The sequence below is a fragment of the Hymenobacter daecheongensis DSM 21074 genome, assembly GCF_900141805.1.
Taxonomy (GTDB): Bacteria; Bacteroidota; Bacteroidia; order Cytophagales; family Hymenobacteraceae; genus Hymenobacter; species Hymenobacter daecheongensis.
Genome location: NZ_FQYN01000002.1, coordinates 325,577 through 341,817, shown reverse-complemented (window position 1 = coordinate 341,817; position 16,241 = coordinate 325,577). Strand labels below are relative to the sequence as shown.

The 16,241-nt window shown below is 64.8% G+C and carries 10 protein-coding genes; 3 read left to right on the top strand and 7 right to left on the bottom strand.

The features are described from left to right. Positions 1 to 162 precede the first annotated feature (162 nt). On the bottom strand, positions 163 to 1,134 hold the full coding sequence (locus tag BUB62_RS04345; protein WP_073106633.1) for a hypothetical protein: 972 nt from the start codon (positions 1,132 to 1,134) through the stop codon (positions 163 to 165). Positions 1,135 to 1,259: 125 nt separating this feature from the next. Between BUB62_RS04345 and BUB62_RS04340 the strand changes: the two genes are divergently transcribed. The 3 genes from BUB62_RS04340 to BUB62_RS04330 all read left to right on the top strand — a co-directional run bounded on the left by BUB62_RS04340 (position 1,260) and on the right by BUB62_RS04330 (position 8,856). Beyond that, positions 1,260 to 1,844, top strand: a complete 585-nt coding sequence (locus BUB62_RS04340; RefSeq protein WP_073106632.1) for a DinB family protein — start codon at positions 1,260 to 1,262, stop codon at positions 1,842 to 1,844. A gap of 197 nt (positions 1,845 to 2,041) precedes the next feature. Further along, positions 2,042 to 8,278: an alpha-2-macroglobulin family protein gene (locus tag BUB62_RS04335; RefSeq protein ID WP_073106630.1), complete on the top strand. Its 6,237-nt coding sequence runs from the start codon at positions 2,042 to 2,044 to the stop codon at positions 8,276 to 8,278. A gap of 233 nt (positions 8,279 to 8,511) precedes the next feature. Further along, positions 8,512 to 8,856: a hypothetical protein gene (locus BUB62_RS04330; RefSeq protein WP_143164022.1), complete on the top strand. Its 345-nt coding sequence runs from the start codon at positions 8,512 to 8,514 to the stop codon at positions 8,854 to 8,856. Between the two features lie 210 nt (positions 8,857 to 9,066). Here BUB62_RS04330 and BUB62_RS04325 read toward each other — a convergent pair whose 3' ends face one another. The 6 genes from BUB62_RS04325 to arsS form a co-directional block, all read right to left on the bottom strand. Beyond that, positions 9,067 to 9,876 carry a hypothetical protein gene (locus BUB62_RS04325; RefSeq protein ID WP_073106627.1) on the bottom strand — a complete coding sequence of 270 codons (810 nt, stop codon included), beginning with the start codon at positions 9,874 to 9,876 and terminating at the stop codon, positions 9,067 to 9,069. A gap of 104 nt (positions 9,877 to 9,980) precedes the next feature. Then, positions 9,981 to 10,307 carry a 2Fe-2S iron-sulfur cluster-binding protein gene (locus BUB62_RS04320; protein ID WP_073107310.1) on the bottom strand — a complete coding sequence of 109 codons (327 nt, stop codon included), beginning with the start codon at positions 10,305 to 10,307 and terminating at the stop codon, positions 9,981 to 9,983. 100 nt (positions 10,308 to 10,407) lie between these two features. Next, positions 10,408 to 11,424, bottom strand: a complete 1,017-nt coding sequence (locus BUB62_RS04315; protein WP_073106624.1) for an NAD(P)/FAD-dependent oxidoreductase — start codon at positions 11,422 to 11,424, stop codon at positions 10,408 to 10,410. Positions 11,425 to 11,667: 243 nt separating this feature from the next. Further along, positions 11,668 to 14,376, bottom strand: a complete 2,709-nt coding sequence (locus BUB62_RS04310) for an ATP-binding protein (protein ID WP_073106623.1) — start codon at positions 14,374 to 14,376, stop codon at positions 11,668 to 11,670. A 125-nt stretch (positions 14,377 to 14,501) separates the two neighbouring features. Beyond that, the gene (locus BUB62_RS04305) at positions 14,502 to 15,113 is read right to left on the bottom strand and encodes a TIGR04282 family arsenosugar biosynthesis glycosyltransferase (RefSeq protein WP_073106620.1); all 612 of its coding nucleotides are present in this window, start codon (positions 15,111 to 15,113) and stop codon (positions 14,502 to 14,504) included. Between the two features lie 34 nt (positions 15,114 to 15,147). After that, positions 15,148 to 16,194 carry an arsenosugar biosynthesis radical SAM (seleno)protein ArsS gene (gene arsS / locus BUB62_RS04300; protein ID WP_073107307.1) on the bottom strand — a complete coding sequence of 349 codons (1,047 nt, stop codon included), beginning with the start codon at positions 16,192 to 16,194 and terminating at the stop codon, positions 15,148 to 15,150. Between the last annotated feature and the right edge of the window lie 47 nt (positions 16,195 to 16,241).

The window sequence follows — 16,241 nt, the reverse complement described above, 5'->3', positions numbered from 1 at the left end:
GAAGAGGCTTTTGAAATGAGCAAAGCCCATTACCGTTGCAGCGGTAAAGGGCTTTGGGCGTTGAAAGGAGTTTTGCAGTGCAGAAAGAGGAAGGTCCTTCGCGGGGCTCAGGATGACAGGCGGCGCAGAGGACAAACTACACGCAGCCCTTCCACCCGGCCCTTACCGCCGGATTTTCACATCCACATCGTACTGATATTTCGGCGGGCCGCCGAGCGGAATGGCGAAGAAGGGCAGGGCCACGTCGTATTGGTCGGTGACGTAGAAAACCAGGTCGTTGGCGGCTTTGGAAATGGAGGTGAGCTGCAGATCCAGCGACAGGCCCTGCTCCTTGGCCGTGATAGGGTGTACGCTCTGCGCCCACACGTTATCGGCGCTGACGGTAGCCTTGTGGCCGTTTTTGGCGACGCTGAAAATCTTCAGCGTCGCGTCGCCGTCGAGGTCGAAGTTGCTTTGCCGGATGCTGACCACCCGGTCATTCACGAACGGGTAGAGGTGGGTGCGGGCCTGGCGCTGGGGCGAGAGGCGGAAGGCGTATTCGTAGGTGAAGGCGTTGCCGCCTTCCACCGCAATGTTCTGGGTGGGACTGGTGCTCAGGAAGTAGCGGTACAGGTTGCCGTCGTCGCCGGTTTTGCCCTGGGCAATGAGCTTGAACACGTGGCCCTGAAACTCGGGCACCAGCTCGCCCTCCAGCGGATTGAGCGGCCCGAAGGTGAACCACTTGCCATCGTAGGTGGCCTCGCTGCCGAACGTCTGCTGCTTGAGCAGCGTGCCCGAGCGGTACTTGCCGGTGGGCTGATTGGTGCGGGCATCGGGGCCGCTGTGCGCGCCGGGGCCGCCATACAGGCTGAAATCGGTGGTGGTGTTCCAGCCAAATTTGGCTTCGTCGAGCTGGCCGCCGCAGTCGGGGTCATACACGCGGATGTACACGGCCTGGCGGTTGCCGCTCGGAATCAGGAAAAAGAAGGTTTGGGTGTGGTCGTCATCACCCCAGCTTTGGTCGCCCTGCGCGCCGAAGGTAACCAGGGAAGCAATGTTTTCGCCGGGGTTGGGCACGGCCTGGGCATGGGCTCCGAAAAACGGATAAAAGGCGGCCAGCAGCAGCGCTACCAGCCAGAATCGGGGATAAAGCATGGCGGCAAGATACCGGGAATCCGGGGGAAAATGATTGCCAAATCGGCACGTAATTGCCAAGAAACCAGCCAGAGCGCGTAATATTACGGCTGGTTGCCCGCCCTATCTTCCGCGCCGCCATCGTTATGAGCCAAACCGCCCCCCGCACCACCGAATTTCTGGACCAGCTTGCCGCCGAGCTGCGGGCCTTGCGCGAGCTGACCGCGCAGCGCTTCCGCCCCCTTTCCGACGACCAGCTCAACCGCCGCCCGGCCCCCGGCAAGTGGAGCATCGGGCAGTGCCTGGAGCATCTGAATATCATCGGCGGCCACGTGCTGCCCGTGATGGCGCGCAAGCTCAAGCAGGCGCAGGAAAGCGGCAGCAAACCCGCCGAAACCGTGAAAACGGGCTTCATTGGCCGCAAGCTGATTGTGGCCATGCAAACGCCGGCCAGCGAAAAACCCCTGCAGTCGCCGCAGCAGTACGCGCCCAGCGGCAGCCGCCTGCCGCGCACCGTGGTGGAGGTATTCAGCCGCCAGCTCGACGAGCTGGCCAACCTGGTGGAGCAGGCGCGCACCGTGAATGCCAACGGCATCCGCATTCCCAACCCCGTCATTCCTCTGCTCTACCTGCGCCTCACCGACCAGCTGGAGTTGCTGGTGGTGCACCTGAAGCGCCACGTGCAGCAAGCCGAGCGCGTGCTCGATGGCGTGGGCATGGTGATTGACTAGCGCCGGCTGAGGCTGCACAAGCATAAGAAACCGTTGTCCTCCTCCGTTGGTAAAGCACCAATAGAGGAGGACAACGGCGTTTAGAGGCAGCGGCAGAATCCGTCCGCATTTTGCTGCCGCCCCGGCCGCGCTGTGGAATTCTGCCCGCCAGGGCATCTGAATTTTGCCTTCCTTGCCACCCCACCCGAATCTGCCGTATGCGTCCCTTCCTGCTGAGCTTACTCGCCCTGCTGATGCTGTTTTCCACTGGTTCTTCGCAGTCCTCACCGCCCAACCCCGGCGGGCCCGACCCCCGGAAGTGGAAGCAGATTGATGCCCTGCTGAAGAAAAACCAGACTGCCTCGGCCGGCAAGCTGGTAGAGGAAATCTACCTGGCCGCCCGCCAGCAGCAGGATGCGCCGGAGTACCTCCGGGCGGTGCTGTATAAGCTGCGCCTGCTGCAGGCCAAGGAAGAAGAAGCCGACGAAAAGGCCATTGGCCTGCTCGAAACCGACCTGAAGACGGCCCGCTTCCCGGCCCGCCCCATTCTGCATAGCCTGCTGGGCCAGCTCTACGCCCGCTACTACCAGCAGCACCGCTACCAGCTCTACGACCGCACCCGCGCCGCCGCCCCCGACTCCGCCGATGCCAGCGCCAACGACCTGCGCACCTGGGACGCGGCCCGCCTCGGCAGCGCCGTGGTGCGGCACTATCGGGCCTCGCTGCAGGATGAGCCCAAGCGCCAGCAGCAGCTCCGGCTGGCCGCGCTGGGCTACTCCGTGGCGGGCGGCGATGTCGAAGGCCGCCAGCTGCGCCCCACGCTCTACGACCTGCTGGCTCACCGCGCCATCGACGACCTGCAGAATGAAGAATTTTATATCACCCGGCCCGGCGCGCAGTTTCAGCTCACCGCGCCGGCCCTGTTCGGCTCGGCCCGCGAGTTTGCCGCGCTGCCGCTAAGCGCCCCCGCCGCCGACTCGCTCAACAGCCGCTTCCATGCTTTGCAGGCGCTGCAGCAGCTTACCCAATTCCGACTACTGGATGCGAAAAACCGCCCCGCCCTGGCCGCCGTGGACCTGAAGCGCGTCGATTTTCTGCGGCAGCAGGGCGCTTCTACAGCCCGGCTGAATTATATAACCACGCTGGAGCGCCTGGCCGCCGACTATGCCGACTTGCCCATCGGCACCGAATTTGGGGCCCGGCTGGCCGAAGAATATAAAGGCAACGACCCCAGCAAGGCTGTAGAGCTGGCCAAAGACGCCGAAAGCCGCTTTCCCAACTCGCGCGGAGCGAAAATGGCCCGCCGGGTGCGTGAGGAAATCGAGCAGGCTAATGTGGGCTTCGGGGCCGATGCGGTGGTGCTGCCCAACCGGGCGTGGCGACTGGAGGCCACGGCCCGTAACGTGAAAACGCTGCACCTGTGGGCCTACCGGCTCACGCTGGCCGAGTGGCAGCGCTACTCCGATTCGCAGGAGCGGCAGCAGGTGCCCTTTGAGCGGCGCTACGCCCGCGCCCTGGCTGCCACCCCGGCTGCCACCTGGAGCCTGCCGGTGCCGCCGCCCGCCGCGCCCTACCGGCCGCAGCAGGTGGTAGGGGCAGGGCCTGCTCTGCCTGTGGGGCACTACCTGCTGCTGCTGAGCAACCGAGCCGATAACCCGACCAAAAACCAGCCCGGCAGCGCCACCAGCTACGGCGTGCTGGCCGTGAGCGAGCTGAGCGCCCTGACCCATTTCGACGAGCGCGCCCGCCTGAACAATGTGCTGCTGCTGCACCGCCAGAGCGGCGCGCTGCTCACCGACGCACAGGTGCTGCCCACCTATGCGCGCTACGACCCAGTGACGCGCAAAATCAGCCACCGTGCCGGCCCCGCCCAGCAGCCCGATGCCCAGGGCGAGCTGCACTTCCCGGCCCCCGCGCCCGAAAACGCGGACATCAGCGCGGGCCGCGAATACCTCGACTGGATTCGCATCGTGCGCGGCCCCGATACCATGCAGCTTGGCGGCTTCGGTCGCTACCATTCGGCCTACTACGAGCCCCGGGAGCAGGCCCAGACGCGCACGTTTCTGTTTACCGACCGCGCCATCTACCGTCCCGGCCAAACGCTGTATTTCAAGGGCATTTTGACCGAAAGCCTGCGGGGCAAAGCCCACGTGCTGGCCCGCCAGTCCGGCAGCGTGCGGCTGGTGGACGTGAACGGGCAAACCGTGCAGACGCTGCCCTACACCAGCTCCGGTTTCGGCAGCTTTCACGGCTCGTTTGTGTTGCCCACCAGTCTGCTGAACGGCGAAATGAGCCTGCAAACCGACCACGGCAGCATCAGCTTCGCGGTGGAAGACTACAAGCGGCCCACGTTTGCCGTCACCTTTGAGCCCGTGGCGGGCACGCCCGAGCTGGGCAAAGAGCTAGTGTTGCGCGGCCGGGCCGTGGCCTACGCCGGCCAGCCCGTGGATGGGGCCCGCGTGAACTACCGCGTGGTACGCCGCGTGCTGCTGCCCCTGTTCAGCTACGGCGGCCGCGGCGGCTACGGCAAAATGGGCCCCGGCCGGCCGCTGGGGCCGGGCGAAACCGAAATTGCCCACGGCACTGCCCAGACCGATGCTGAGGGCCGGTTCAGCATCCGCTTCGTGGCCGCGCCGGGCGAGGCTGCCGATGGCTACCGCTGGCAGCCCGGCCACCAGTTTGAGGCCACCGCCGACGTGACCGACGCTGCCGGCGAAACCCGCACCGGCGTCCAGGCCGTGGTGCTGGGCAATCAGCCGGTGCAGCTGCAGCTGGTGCTGCCTACTATGCTTGATCGGCAAAAGCTGCCGCCCGTGCAGCTGCTGAGCACCGGCGCTACCGGCCAGCCGCGCCCCGTGGCGGGCACGCTACGCCTGTTTTCGCTCACGCCCAAGCCCCAGCCCGCCGGCGTGCCGGAGAATATTCCCGCTAATGACGACAGTCAGGAATTCGACCAAAAGCTACTGCGCGAGCTGCCCTTCGACACCGAAAAAAACACCCGCCTGCCCGAGCTGAGCGCCCTGCTGGCCACGCTGCCCACCGGCCGCTACGAGCTGCAGGCCCGCGCCGCCACCGCCGATTCGGCCCAGGCCGCGCAGCGCTTCACACTCTACGATTCGCAGGCCGCTACCATTCCCTACGCCACGCCCGACTGGTTTGTGAGTTTGCAGGATTCCGTGGCGCCCGGTCAGTCGGCCACCGTGCTGGTAGGCAGCCGCCACGCCGGGGCCCGCGTGCTGGTGGAGGTGGAAGCCGGCAGCCGGCTGCTGCGCAAAGAATGGCTTACGCTGGCCGCCAATGAGCAGCGCCGCGTGGTAGTGCCGGCCGATACGGCCGGCCTGGCCACGCCGCTTTTCGTGCATACCACCCAGGTCCGCGACAACCGCATCTACCGCCACACGGCCACGGTGCAGGTGGCCGCGCCGCCCGCGCCGCTGCGTCTGAGCATCGCCACGTTCCGCGACAAGCTGCTGCCCGGCCAGAAGGAAACCTGGCGCATCACCATCCGGCAGGCCGATGGCAAACCCGCCGCCGCCGAGCTGCTGGCCACGCTTTATGACCAGTCGCTGGACGCTTTCCGGCCGCACTTTTTTGAGGCGCTGGCGTTTGGCGGCAGCTACTATCCGCCTCGTTTCGGCTGGCAGGGCGAGTTTGGCGCACTCGTGCCGCGGGTGCTGTTTCTGATGAAGCTAAGCCCGTACCCGGCCGAAATTGCCTGGCCGCAGCTCAATACCTGGGGCGCGTTTGGCCAGTACTACGGCTACGGCGGGGGCCTGGAAATGGCTGACCAGTCGGGTTTGCAGGGAGTAAGGGTGACCCAAGCTGTACAGGGGAAAGCCACTGGGATGAGTGTTCATCTTAGAGGCGCGCGCAGCAAAATGGCGGCCCCGATGATAGAAATGGCCTCCGCCACGGTGCAAAGTAACACCGATAATGCCGCGGACGCGCAGGGGCTGGAAGGCAAAGCCCCCGCCGCCGGCCCGCCCGACCTCTCGCTGGTGCCGGCCCGCCAGGATTTCCGCGAAACGGCCTTCTGGCTGCCCGATTTGCGCACCAATGCCCAGGGCGAAACCGTGCTCGAATTCCAAATGCCCGAGGCCGTGACGCGCTGGCAGCTGCTGGCCCTGGCCCACGATCTGCGCCTGCACAGCGGCCTGCTCCGCCGCGACCTGGTGACGCAAAAGCAGCTCCAGGTGACGCCCAACGCCCCGCGCTTCTTCCGCGAAGGCGACCAGCTCACCTTCTCGGCCAAGCTCAGCAACCTAACTGCGGACCCCATGCAGGGCACCGCCCAGCTGCTGCTCTTCGATGCCCGCACCCAGCAGCCCATCGATAGTCGCGTGCTGAAAAGCGCGGCCCAGCTGAAATTCGATCTGAGCGCCAACCAAAGCCAGGCCCTGAGCTGGAACCTGAGCATCCCGGAAACCGCCGAAGGCCAGGTGCCGCTCGAAGCCATTACCTACCGCGTGGTGGCGCGGGGAGAGTTTTCAGGGAAGGAGAAAAAGGAGCGGAGCAAGCAGCGCCGCCAGAACAAAGCAACAACTGACAACCAACAACTAACAACTATCGAAGACGGCGAGGAAAACACGCTGCCGGTGCTGCCCAACCGCATGCTCATCACCGAAAGCCTGCCGCTGCCCATCGTGGGGCCGGCTACGCGGGAGTTTGCGCTGGAGAAGCTTGTCAGCACTACTTCGGCCACGCGGCGCAACTATTCGCTCACGCTGGAAATGACCGAAAACCCCGCCTGGTACGCCGTGCAGGCCCTGCCTTATTTGATGGAGTATCCGTACCAGGGCTCCGAGCAGATCTTCAGCCGGCTGTATGCCAACATGCTGTCGGCGAAGATTCTGCAGAGCAACCCGCGCCTGAAAGCCGTGCTGGCCGAGTGGCAGCGGGCCGCCGCCAGCGGTGATAAAACTGCCCTCACCAGCAAGCTGGAGCAGAACCAAGAGCTGAAAAGCTTGCTGCTGCAGGAAACGCCCTGGGTGCGCGATGCCCAATCGGAGACGGAGCGGATGCGGCGGCTGGGCGAGCTGTTCGACGAAGCGCGCGGACGCGCCGAAATTGCCCGCGCCTTACAGCAGCTCACCCTGCTGCAGGCCCCGAACGGCGCTTTCCCGTGGTTCGACAAAATGCCCGATGACCGCTACATCACCCAGGTCATCGTGGCCGGCTTTGGCAAGCTGCGCCGGCTCGGGGCATTCGATGCTTTGCAGGATCAGAAAGCCCGCCCTCTGCTCGAAAATGCCCTGCGCTACCTCGACGAGCAGCTGCAGAACGACTACGCCGAGCTGCGCCGCCAAAAGGGCGCGGACCTGAAAAAAGACCACCTCGTTGACCTCCACATTCAGGCCCTGTACGCCCGCAGCTTCTGGCCTCAGCAGCCCGTGGCGAAGGCGGCGCAGCCCGCGCTGGCCTACTATCAGCAGCAGGCCGCCACGTTCTGGCCCAACCGTACGCGCTACCTGCAGGCCCAATTGGCGCTGGCCCTGCACCGGCAGAAAGCGGCGCCGGCCGCGGTGAAAGATATCCTTACGGCCCTCAGCGAAAACGCTCTGCACAGCCCCGAGCTGGGCATGTACTGGAAAGATGTGCGCGGCGGCTACTACTGGCGCGAAGCCCCCACCGAAACCCAGGCCACGCTCATCGAGGCATTCGACGAAATCAATAACGACCAGAAAGCGGTGGATGAGATGAAGCTCTGGCTGCTCAAGCAGAAGCAAACCCAGAGCTGGGCCAGCACCCGCGCCACCGCCGATGCCTGCTACGCCCTGCTGCTGCGCGGCTCCGACTGGCTCCGGCCAGTTCAGCCTATCAAGGTGTCAGTAGGAGGCAAAGCCGTGGTGCCCACCACCCAGCAGGCCGGCACCGGCTACTTCAAAACGACCTGGGTGGCCGCCGAAATCAAGGCCGCGCAGGGCCGCGTGACGGTGCAGAAAACCGATGCCGGCGTGGCCTGGGGCGCCTTGTACTGGCAGTATTTCGAGCAGATTGATAAAATAACGCCCGCCGCCACGCCCGTGCAGCTGGAGCGCCAGCTCTACCGCGAGCAGCGCACTGCCGGCGGCCCCGTGCTGGAGCCTCTCACCGCCGCCGCACCCCTAAAAGTGGGCGACGTGCTGGTGGTGCGCCTCGTGCTGCGCGCCGACCGCGACCTGGAGTACGTGCATCTCAAAGACCAGCGCGCCGCCGGCCTGGAGCTGATCGGCCAGACCTCGGGCTACCGCTACCAGAGCGGCCTGGGCTATTACGAGAGCCCCCGCGACGCGGCCACCAACTTCTTCATCGGCTTCTTTCCCAAAGGCACGCACACCTTCGAATACCGGCTGCGGGCCACCCAGGGCGGTAATTTCTCGGGCGGCCTGAGCCAGATTCAGTGCCTGTATGCGCCGGAATTCGAAGCGCACTCGGCCGGTACGCGGGTGCAAATCAGCGCGCTAGGGGAGAAATAGGAAAAAGCTGGATTTTTCAGATTGCAGGCTTGCCTCAGGCCGCTGAAAACGGCTTTGGCACGGCCGAACAAAAACGGGGGCTTGCGAGCTGCGCCGGCTGGCCGTAATTTTGCGGCTTCCGAGTTTTTGAAACGATGTCAATGCGAAGCCTTTATGTAGTTGTTGGGTTGCTGCTGAGCAGCGCCCCGTGTGTTGCGCAAAGTGCCAGAAATACCTCCGAGCCCAGAGCAGCAGTGGCAGTGCCCGTCACCAAGCTGCCCGGCGAAGAAAAGCTCTCGGCGCGGGAGCGGGCCGAGCGGGATTTTCTGATGCCCGTGCGCCGCAAGCAGGCCGCCGCCCTCAAAGCTTCCCACGACGAAGCCATTGAGCAGGCCACCGCCCAGGCCTCCTTCATCGGCCCCGAAGAAGCCAAGCCCGAGGAAACCGCCGCCCCGGCCGCCAAAGCCGCCCCGCACCGCACGTATCATCGCCGCCGCACCACGCACCACCGCGCTACTTCTTCGGCCCACAAGCGCAAAACAACCAGCAAATCCGGCGCAGCCAAGAAGAAAGTGGTACACAAGAAGCGCCGCCGGTAAAAGCCAGCATACGGCTATTTTAGCGTTGCAAGAAAGCCGCGTAGCGGCGACAGGTTTGTAGTAGGGAAACCGGTAGAGAAGGAAAAGCCGCATAGCGGTGACAGAAATGCCCGAACGGCTCTGTCACCGCTACGCGGCTTTTGAATTGTTTTAGGCACAATTCTCTACAAACCTGCCGCCGCGCTGCGGCTGTTATACCGCACGCTGGCGCTACTCGTTTGTCTCCAGGTCACCTAGCAACTCGTCTGCATCAGTGGGCTGGGCCCCGTAGCGCGGAGTGCGGGGCGTGGGCAGGCGGCGGGGCTCTGCGGCCCCCAGGCGCAGGCCGTAGCCGAGCTGCACGGCGGCGTAGGAGCCACGGCTGCTGGCCACAAAGCTGCCCTGCTGCAGGGTGCCGGTATCGTCGAGGAAATCGGCCTGGGTAGAGCGGATTTCGCTGAACCGGCGCAGGCCACGCTGGTAGGTGGCCGTGAGCAGCAAGGATTGGCGTGGGCTCAGTTCGAAGTGTAGCAGCGCTTCCAGGCCGGCCATGGGCGTGCCGCCGCTTTGGGTTTCGGTGACGGCAATAAGGGGCCGGGTTGTAGTGGGGCGGGTGTCGGCGGCGGTGTGCCAGAGCGGGCCATTGTGCTGGTAGGCGTTGTATAGCGGCAGGGCGTAGGAGCCGGTAAGGGCCACGTCCATTGCCCAGCGCGGCCCCGGCATCCATACGTCGTAGAGCACGGCCCGCACTCCGTATTGATACAGTGCTTCGCTGCCGATGCTGGTTCCCCGGCTGCTGTTTTCGACGCGGTAAGTGAATCCCCGGGGCAGCCCAGTGATGCGCTGTTCCAGCCCCAGACCCAGCCAGGGGCGCACGGGCAGCGTCAGGCGCAGCGCGGCACCAACATGGAACCCGGACCATATCTGAAAATTATCGGGCAAGTTGTGCCGCGTCAGCGCGGCGCGGCTTAGCACTGGCCCGCCACTCAGGCTCAGTTCAGGGCCGCGCTGGGCGTGAGCGGGCGCGAAGCCGACAGACAACAAAAAACCGCAGCCCCAGAGTCCGCGGTTAAAAGAATAAGTACCAAAAGTAGAAATAGCCATGCCGCCTTAACGCGGCGCACACGGGCTAAATTGTGCCTGGCCTACGTGTTTTGAGGCATCAGGCGCACCACCAGGCCGTCCATGCGCTCGGTGAGGCGAATCTGGCAGGAGAGGCGGCTGCCCTGGCTCATCACGGGCAGACTTTCCAGCATGGCCAGCTCATCGTCGGAGGGCTCGGGCAGCTCGGGGCCGGCCAGCACCTCTACGTGGCAGGTGCCGCACAGCGCCATACCGCCGCAGGTAGCCTGAATATCGTAGCCATCGGCTTTCAACAATTCCATCAGACTCAGCCCCATATCGGTTGGCCCTGTCACCTCGCGCCGGTGGCCGGGCGCTTCCTCCACATACACGCGTACTTCGTCAGTCATCTTGCTTAGCTTCAAGCCACAAGCTATAAGCCGCAAGCTGCAAACGTCCTGACTAAGTTGAACGAGCTTGCAGCTTGCGGCTTATAGCTTGCCGCTACTTTTAAAGAGTGGGCACCCCGTTCACGGTGGTGTATTTGAGCACGTATTTCTTATCGGGGTTGATGTGCTTGAAAGCGCCCTGGGCCATGAGGGCCGCCTCGTGGAAGCCGCACAGAATCAGCTTCAGCTTGCCCGGATACGTGTTGATGTCGCCGATGGCGAAAATGCCGGGCTCCGACGTGGAGTAGTCCAGCGTGTTCACCTTCACCGCGTCGTCTTCCAGCTCCAGCCCCCACTCGCCGATGGGGCCGAGCTTGGGCGTGAGGCCGAACAGCGGAATAAACGAATCGACCGGCAGGCTCTCGGTTTCGCCGCCGTTGGCCGTGATGGTGACGGCCTCCAGGCTGCCGTTGCCGTGCACGTGGGTCACGTTGCTGCTCAGCACCAGGCGCACTTTGCCGGCATCGTGCAGGGCTTTCACCTTTTCGGCTGAGTCAGCGGCCCCGCGGAACGTGGTGCCGCGGTGCACCAGCGTCACTTCCTTGGCCACGTCGGCCAGAAAGATGGTCCAGTCGAGGGCTGAGTCGCCGCCGCCGGCAATGACGAGGCGCTGGTCGCGGAAGGTTTCGGGGTCGCGCACCATGTAGTACACGCCCTTGCCGGCCTCGTACGTGTCGAGGCTGTCGATGGCGGGCTTGCGGGGCTCAAACGAGCCCAGGCCGCCGGCAATGGCAATGGCCTTGCACAGAATCTCGGTGCCGTCGGCGGTGGTGAGGGAAAACGTGCCGTCGTCGAGCTTACGGAAGTGCTCGACCCGCTCGCCCAGCGTGAAAGTAGGGTGGAAGGGCTCAATCTGGCGCATCAGGTTGCGCACCAGGTCGCCGGCCAGAATGTCGGGGAAGCCGGGAATGTCATAAATCGGCTTCTTGGGATAAATCTCGGAAAGCTGCCCGCCCACCTGCGGCAAAGCATCTACCACGTGGCAACGCAGCTTCAACAAACCAGCCTCAAAAACGGCGAAAAGTCCTACCGGCCCGGCGCCGATAATGCAGATATCAGTGGAAATCGAATTGGTCATGCAGAAAACAAAAAATGAGCAGCCCGTGGCCGCAGGTTTAACAGCAAACCCGCCCGAAACGTTGGCTGCCCCACCGGATTTAGCAGTCAAAAGCCGGACTAAATCACCCTGGGAACGGACTTTGCAGCCGGAAAACCCGGCCGCGGCGCAAAGATACAAACAAGCCCGCTACGTTTTGGGGCAGTCTGGCCGCCACCAGCGCCGGGTGGCTCGGCACCAGTAGCGGCCAAACTGCCGCCTCGCCTACAGCAGCTCCGGGGCAGCCAGCTCGGCGGGCAGCGCCAGCAGCACCTGCTGCAGCAGGGCAGTCAGCTCGGCCACGGCGGCCGGCACGCGGGGCGCGGGGGGGCCGGCCGTCAGCAGCTCCAGCTCCGCTACCAGCGGCAGGGCGCGGCTGATGCCGAAGGCAATCAGGTTGGGCTTGATGTAGTGCACCAGCCGCGCCAGCTCGGCGTGGTCGGCGGCGGCGGCGGCAGCCTGCAGGCCGGCCAGCGTGGTGGGCACGTTGTGCAGAAAGGAGCGCACCAGCGTCTGCACGAACGACTGCTTGCCCCGCGCCAGCGCCTGCAGCTGGGCCAGATCGTAGAGCGGGGCGGCGGGCTTCAGCAGCCGCACCAGCTTCTCAAACAGCTGGTTTTCGTCGAAGGGCTTGGCCACGCAGTCGTTCATGCCGGCGGCCAGGTACTGCTCGGCATCCGACAAAAAAGCGTTGGCCGTGAGGGCCACGATGGGCACGGCGGCCCGCACGGGGTCGGGGTGCTGGCGGATGGCGGCGGTCACGGCCATGCCGTTCATGCCGGGCAGCTGAATATCCATCAGCACCAGATCGTAGGGGGCTTGCTCAAACTTGCGCAGGGCCGCGGGGCCGTCTTCGGCCTCATCCAGCACCACGCCCCATTCTTCGAGCAGCAGGCGGGCCACCACGCGGTTTATCTCGTTGTCTTCCACCAGCAGCACCTGGCGGCCGCGCAGCGCCCCGGTATCGTAGGCGGCCGTGGGGATTTCCTGGGCGAGGGCGGTGGCGCGGGGCAGGCTCAGGCAAAAAGCAAAGGTGCTGCCCTGGCCCGGCACGCTGGTCACGCTGAGCGTGCCGCCCATCTGCTGAATCAGGGCCTTGCTGATGCTCAGGCCCAGGCCGGTGCCGCCAAAGTTGCGGGCCGTATCGGCATAGGCCTGGGTGAAGTTCTCGAAGATGTGCTCCAGCTTTTCCGGCGCAATGCCAATGCCGGTATCCGTGACCCGAAACTCGACGGTAAGCTCTTCGGCGGTTTCGGCCAGCAGTTCGCCCACCACCGTTACGCTGCCGCCCACCGGCGTAAACTTGATGGCATTGCTGACCAGATTAATCAGAATCTGGTTGAGGCGGTGCGCATCGCCCAGCACCCACGGGTAGGGGCAGCTGTCGCGCAGGGGCGTGCCCTCAAAGCGAAGGCCTTTTTCCATTGCTTGCAAAGCCAGCGGCTGCACAGCCTGCCCCATCGAGTCGCAGAGGTTGAACGACTCAATGTTCAGCTCCAGCTTGCCGGAGCTGATCTTGGCCATATCCAGCACGTCGTTGATGACGGTGAGCAGGTGCTGGCCCGACGAGCGAATGATGCCCACCAGCTCGCGCTGCTGCGGGTTGAGCGCCGTTTTGTCGAGGCGGGCGGCCATGCCCAGCACGCCGTTCAGGGGCGTGCGGATTTCGTGGCTCATGTTGGCCAGAAAATTAGTGCGGGCGCGGGCCGCATCTTCGGCCGCCCGCTTGGCCTGCCGCAGGGCTCGCTCGCCCTCAATGCGCTCCGAAATATCGTGCGAGTGCACAATGACAAAGGGCTTCTGGTTGGCTTCGCGCACCAACACGCTGTGGTAGAGCAAGTAATGAATTCTGTCGGAGTCCTGGGGCTGCACGCGCTGCACACCCTGCTCTTCGCCCACGCGCCCGATGCGCTCCAGGTATTCGGCAAAGCCGGGCTGGTCTTCGGCGGGCATCACCGAAGCCATGTTGCGGCCGGCCAGCTCCTGCTCCGAGTAGCCCAGCAGGTTGGTCAGGGCCGGGTTCAGGCTGAGCACCGTGCCATCGAGGGCGTGGGTGCAAATCATGGCCTGGGTGTAGTGCTGCAGGTCACGGTAGCGCTTTTCGCGGTCGAGCAGCGCCTGCTGAATCTGCTTCAGATCCGTGACGTCCACCATGTAGATGCTCACGTAGCCTTCGTCATTATTGGGCACCAGGCACGTATTAAAGTAGCGTCCCTGCGAGTGCAGCTCAATGCGGCTGGTTTCGCCGCTGTCCAGAGCCTGCGTGGTCAAATCGTGCAGGCGGGCGCGAATCTGCTGCAGCTCGTCGGCCGGCACTTCCGAGGCGAGGCGCTCGGCCGCCGCGTTGGCATACAGGCGCTGCCGCTCCCGGCCGTAGCGCAGCACCGGGTTCGGATTCTGCTCCGGAAAGCGCGCCAGCGCGTGCAGCGCTTCCTGTGTGCGGTTGCGCTCGGTCACGTCGCAATAATGTACCAGTCTGAGCTGGTTCCCGTGGGCATCGGTGTGCGAAATGAAGTCCAGTTCCAGCGTGCGCCCGTCGAGCAGCGGCATCGCCACTTTGTAGTTCGGATCGGGATTTTGCTGTCCGTTGGCGGCGGCCGCCGCTGCCCGAAACGCGGCCGGATCAGTCAACTGCGCCGCTACCAGCGGGAGCAGCTCGGCGCTGGCCATGCCGACTAACCCGGCCGCGGGCAGCGGCAGCCCCAGCAGCCGGCAGTAGGCATCGTTGACGAGCACCACCCGGTCGTTTTCATCCAGCAGCAGCAGGCCATTGGGCAGCGAGCTGAGCAGGATATTCAGGTAGGTCTGGGTGGCGGCCGGCGGGGCTTGCCCGGCGGCCGCCAGCGCGGTGCGCAGGGCTAGAATCTCGTGGTGGGCCGCCGCCAGCGTGGGCGGCAGAGCGGGTGAAGCGGAAGGCAGGGAAAGATCGGACATAAGGAAGCACAAAGGTACAAAACCGGCCCCGGCCGGTGGCAGTGGCCCCGCCGGAGCGCTGTCGGCTGCTGCTGCTGGTTTTGGGCAGGGAATTCTTGGGAGTTGGGCGCTACAGCGCCGGAAAATCAGGCTTTTAAAAGCGCCCGGCGCTGCCAGGCGCGCAAGTCGTCGGCGGTGTCGATATCCTGCAGGGCCGGCAGCTGCGCGACGCGCAGGCCCAGCCGGTCGGCATCGGCCAGGGTGGCCGCCAGCACGGCCGCGGTGCTCCAGGGCTTATTCTCGAATACGTCGCGCACCAAAGTCCGCATCCCCAGAAGGTAATAGCCGCCGTCGAGGGCCGGGCCCAGCACCAGGTCGTGGTGGGCCAGCGCCGCGAAGGCGGCGCTGAGGTGGGCCGTGGTCAACTCGGGGCAGTCGGTGCCGATGATGACGGCGGCGGTGGCCCCGGCCCGAAATGCGGCGGCGAAGGCCTGGTGCATTCGCTCGCCCAGCTCGCCGGCGGGCTGCGGGCATTGCGCGTAGCCCGTCCAGTCGTCGAATGCGGCTTCGGCGGCCAGCGGCTGGCCGGCCAGCCACAAGGTTTTGGTGGCGGCCACGCCATCGGTGGCGGTGCGGGTGCGGGCCAGCAGCTCGCGGTACACGCGCAGCGCCTCGGCCGGCCCCACGGTGTGGGCCAGGCGGGTTTTGACCTGGCCCAGCTCGGGGTGGCGGGCAAAAATGAGAAGGTGTTCAGCCATCGGCCAGCAAGCAGCTAAGCAATAAGTTAGAGAATCAGGCTACCGTGCCGCCGCAGCTGGAGCCCGCGCCGGCCGTGCAGCCGTAGCAGTGCTGATTGACCACAATGGCGCGTTGGCTCAGGGCGGCGGCATCGAAGTCGCGGATGTGCTGGATGGGGCTGGCCACGTGCAGGTCGAGCATCTGGTTGAAGTCGCAGTCGTAGAGGCCGCCGTCCCAGCCCACGGAAATCGTGGTGCGGCACATCACGCCCGCCGCCGCCGCCGGGTTGAAGGCCGTAACGAGCTTTTCCATGTAGCCCGCGTAGTTGCCCGACTCAATCAGATAGTCCAGGTAGCGGCTCACGGGAATGTTGGTGATGGCAAACAGCTCATTGAACACAATGCCATGATCTTTGAGCAAAACCCGCTTAAACTGGTCCTGCAGCCCCTTCTGGCCGCCGGGCAGAAACGCCCCGGACGGATTGAAAACCAGATTGAGCACCAGGCCGGAGCCCTCCTGGCCATAGCCCACGGCGTTGAGCATCTTCAGGGCCCGCACCGAATCCTCGAACACGCCATCGCCGCGCTGGCTGTCGGTTTTGGCGGCGCTGTAGAAGGGCAGCGAGCTGACCACCTCCACGTTGTGCAGCCGGAAAAACTCGGGCAGGTCGTAGTATTTTTTGTTGGCCACAATGATGGTCAGGTTGCAGCGCACCAGCACTTTGCGCCCCAGCTTGCTGATTTCTTCCACGAACCAGCGGAAGTCCGGGTTCATCTCCGGAGCCCCCCCGGTCAGGTCCACCACCGGAATATCGGTCTGCGCCAGCGCGTCGAGGCAGTACTGCATCGTCTGGCGGGTCATGATTTCCTTGCGGTCGGGGCCCGCATCCACGTGGCAGTGCCGGCACACCTGGTTGCACATCTTGCCCACGTTGATCTGCAGCACACCGGGCGCTACGGGCACGAGCGGAAACAGGCCCGCGCCCCGTAGCTTTTCGTGAAACGGCGGCAGGCGCAGCGTATCGACCACTTCCTGGCGGAGCACGGTCAGTTGAAAGGCCGAATCAGCCAGCTCGTGGCCGGTGGATTTGAGGGATTTTATCATCAGCTTTAGAGAACAGGCAGCACCGGGAGTTGGTTGCAGGAGGA

Bases quoted from the DNA above. Each gene is read 5' to 3' on its own strand.
- BUB62_RS04345 (WP_073106633.1), bottom strand. From the start codon at position 1,134: ATGCTTTATCCCCGATTCTGGCTGGTAGCGCTGCTGCTGGCCGCCTTT.
- BUB62_RS04340 (WP_073106632.1), top strand. From the start codon at position 1,260: ATGAGCCAAACCGCCCCCCGCACCACCGAATTTCTGGACCAGCTTGCC.
- BUB62_RS04335 (WP_073106630.1), top strand. From the start codon at position 2,042: ATGCGTCCCTTCCTGCTGAGCTTACTCGCCCTGCTGATGCTGTTTTCC.
- BUB62_RS04320 (WP_073107310.1), bottom strand. From the start codon at position 10,307: ATGACTGACGAAGTACGCGTGTATGTGGAGGAAGCGCCCGGCCACCGG.
- BUB62_RS04315 (WP_073106624.1), bottom strand. From the start codon at position 11,424: ATGACCAATTCGATTTCCACTGATATCTGCATTATCGGCGCCGGGCCG.
- BUB62_RS04310 (WP_073106623.1), bottom strand. From the start codon at position 14,376: ATGTCCGATCTTTCCCTGCCTTCCGCTTCACCCGCTCTGCCGCCCACG.
- BUB62_RS04305 (WP_073106620.1), bottom strand. From the start codon at position 15,113: ATGGCTGAACACCTTCTCATTTTTGCCCGCCACCCCGAGCTGGGCCAG.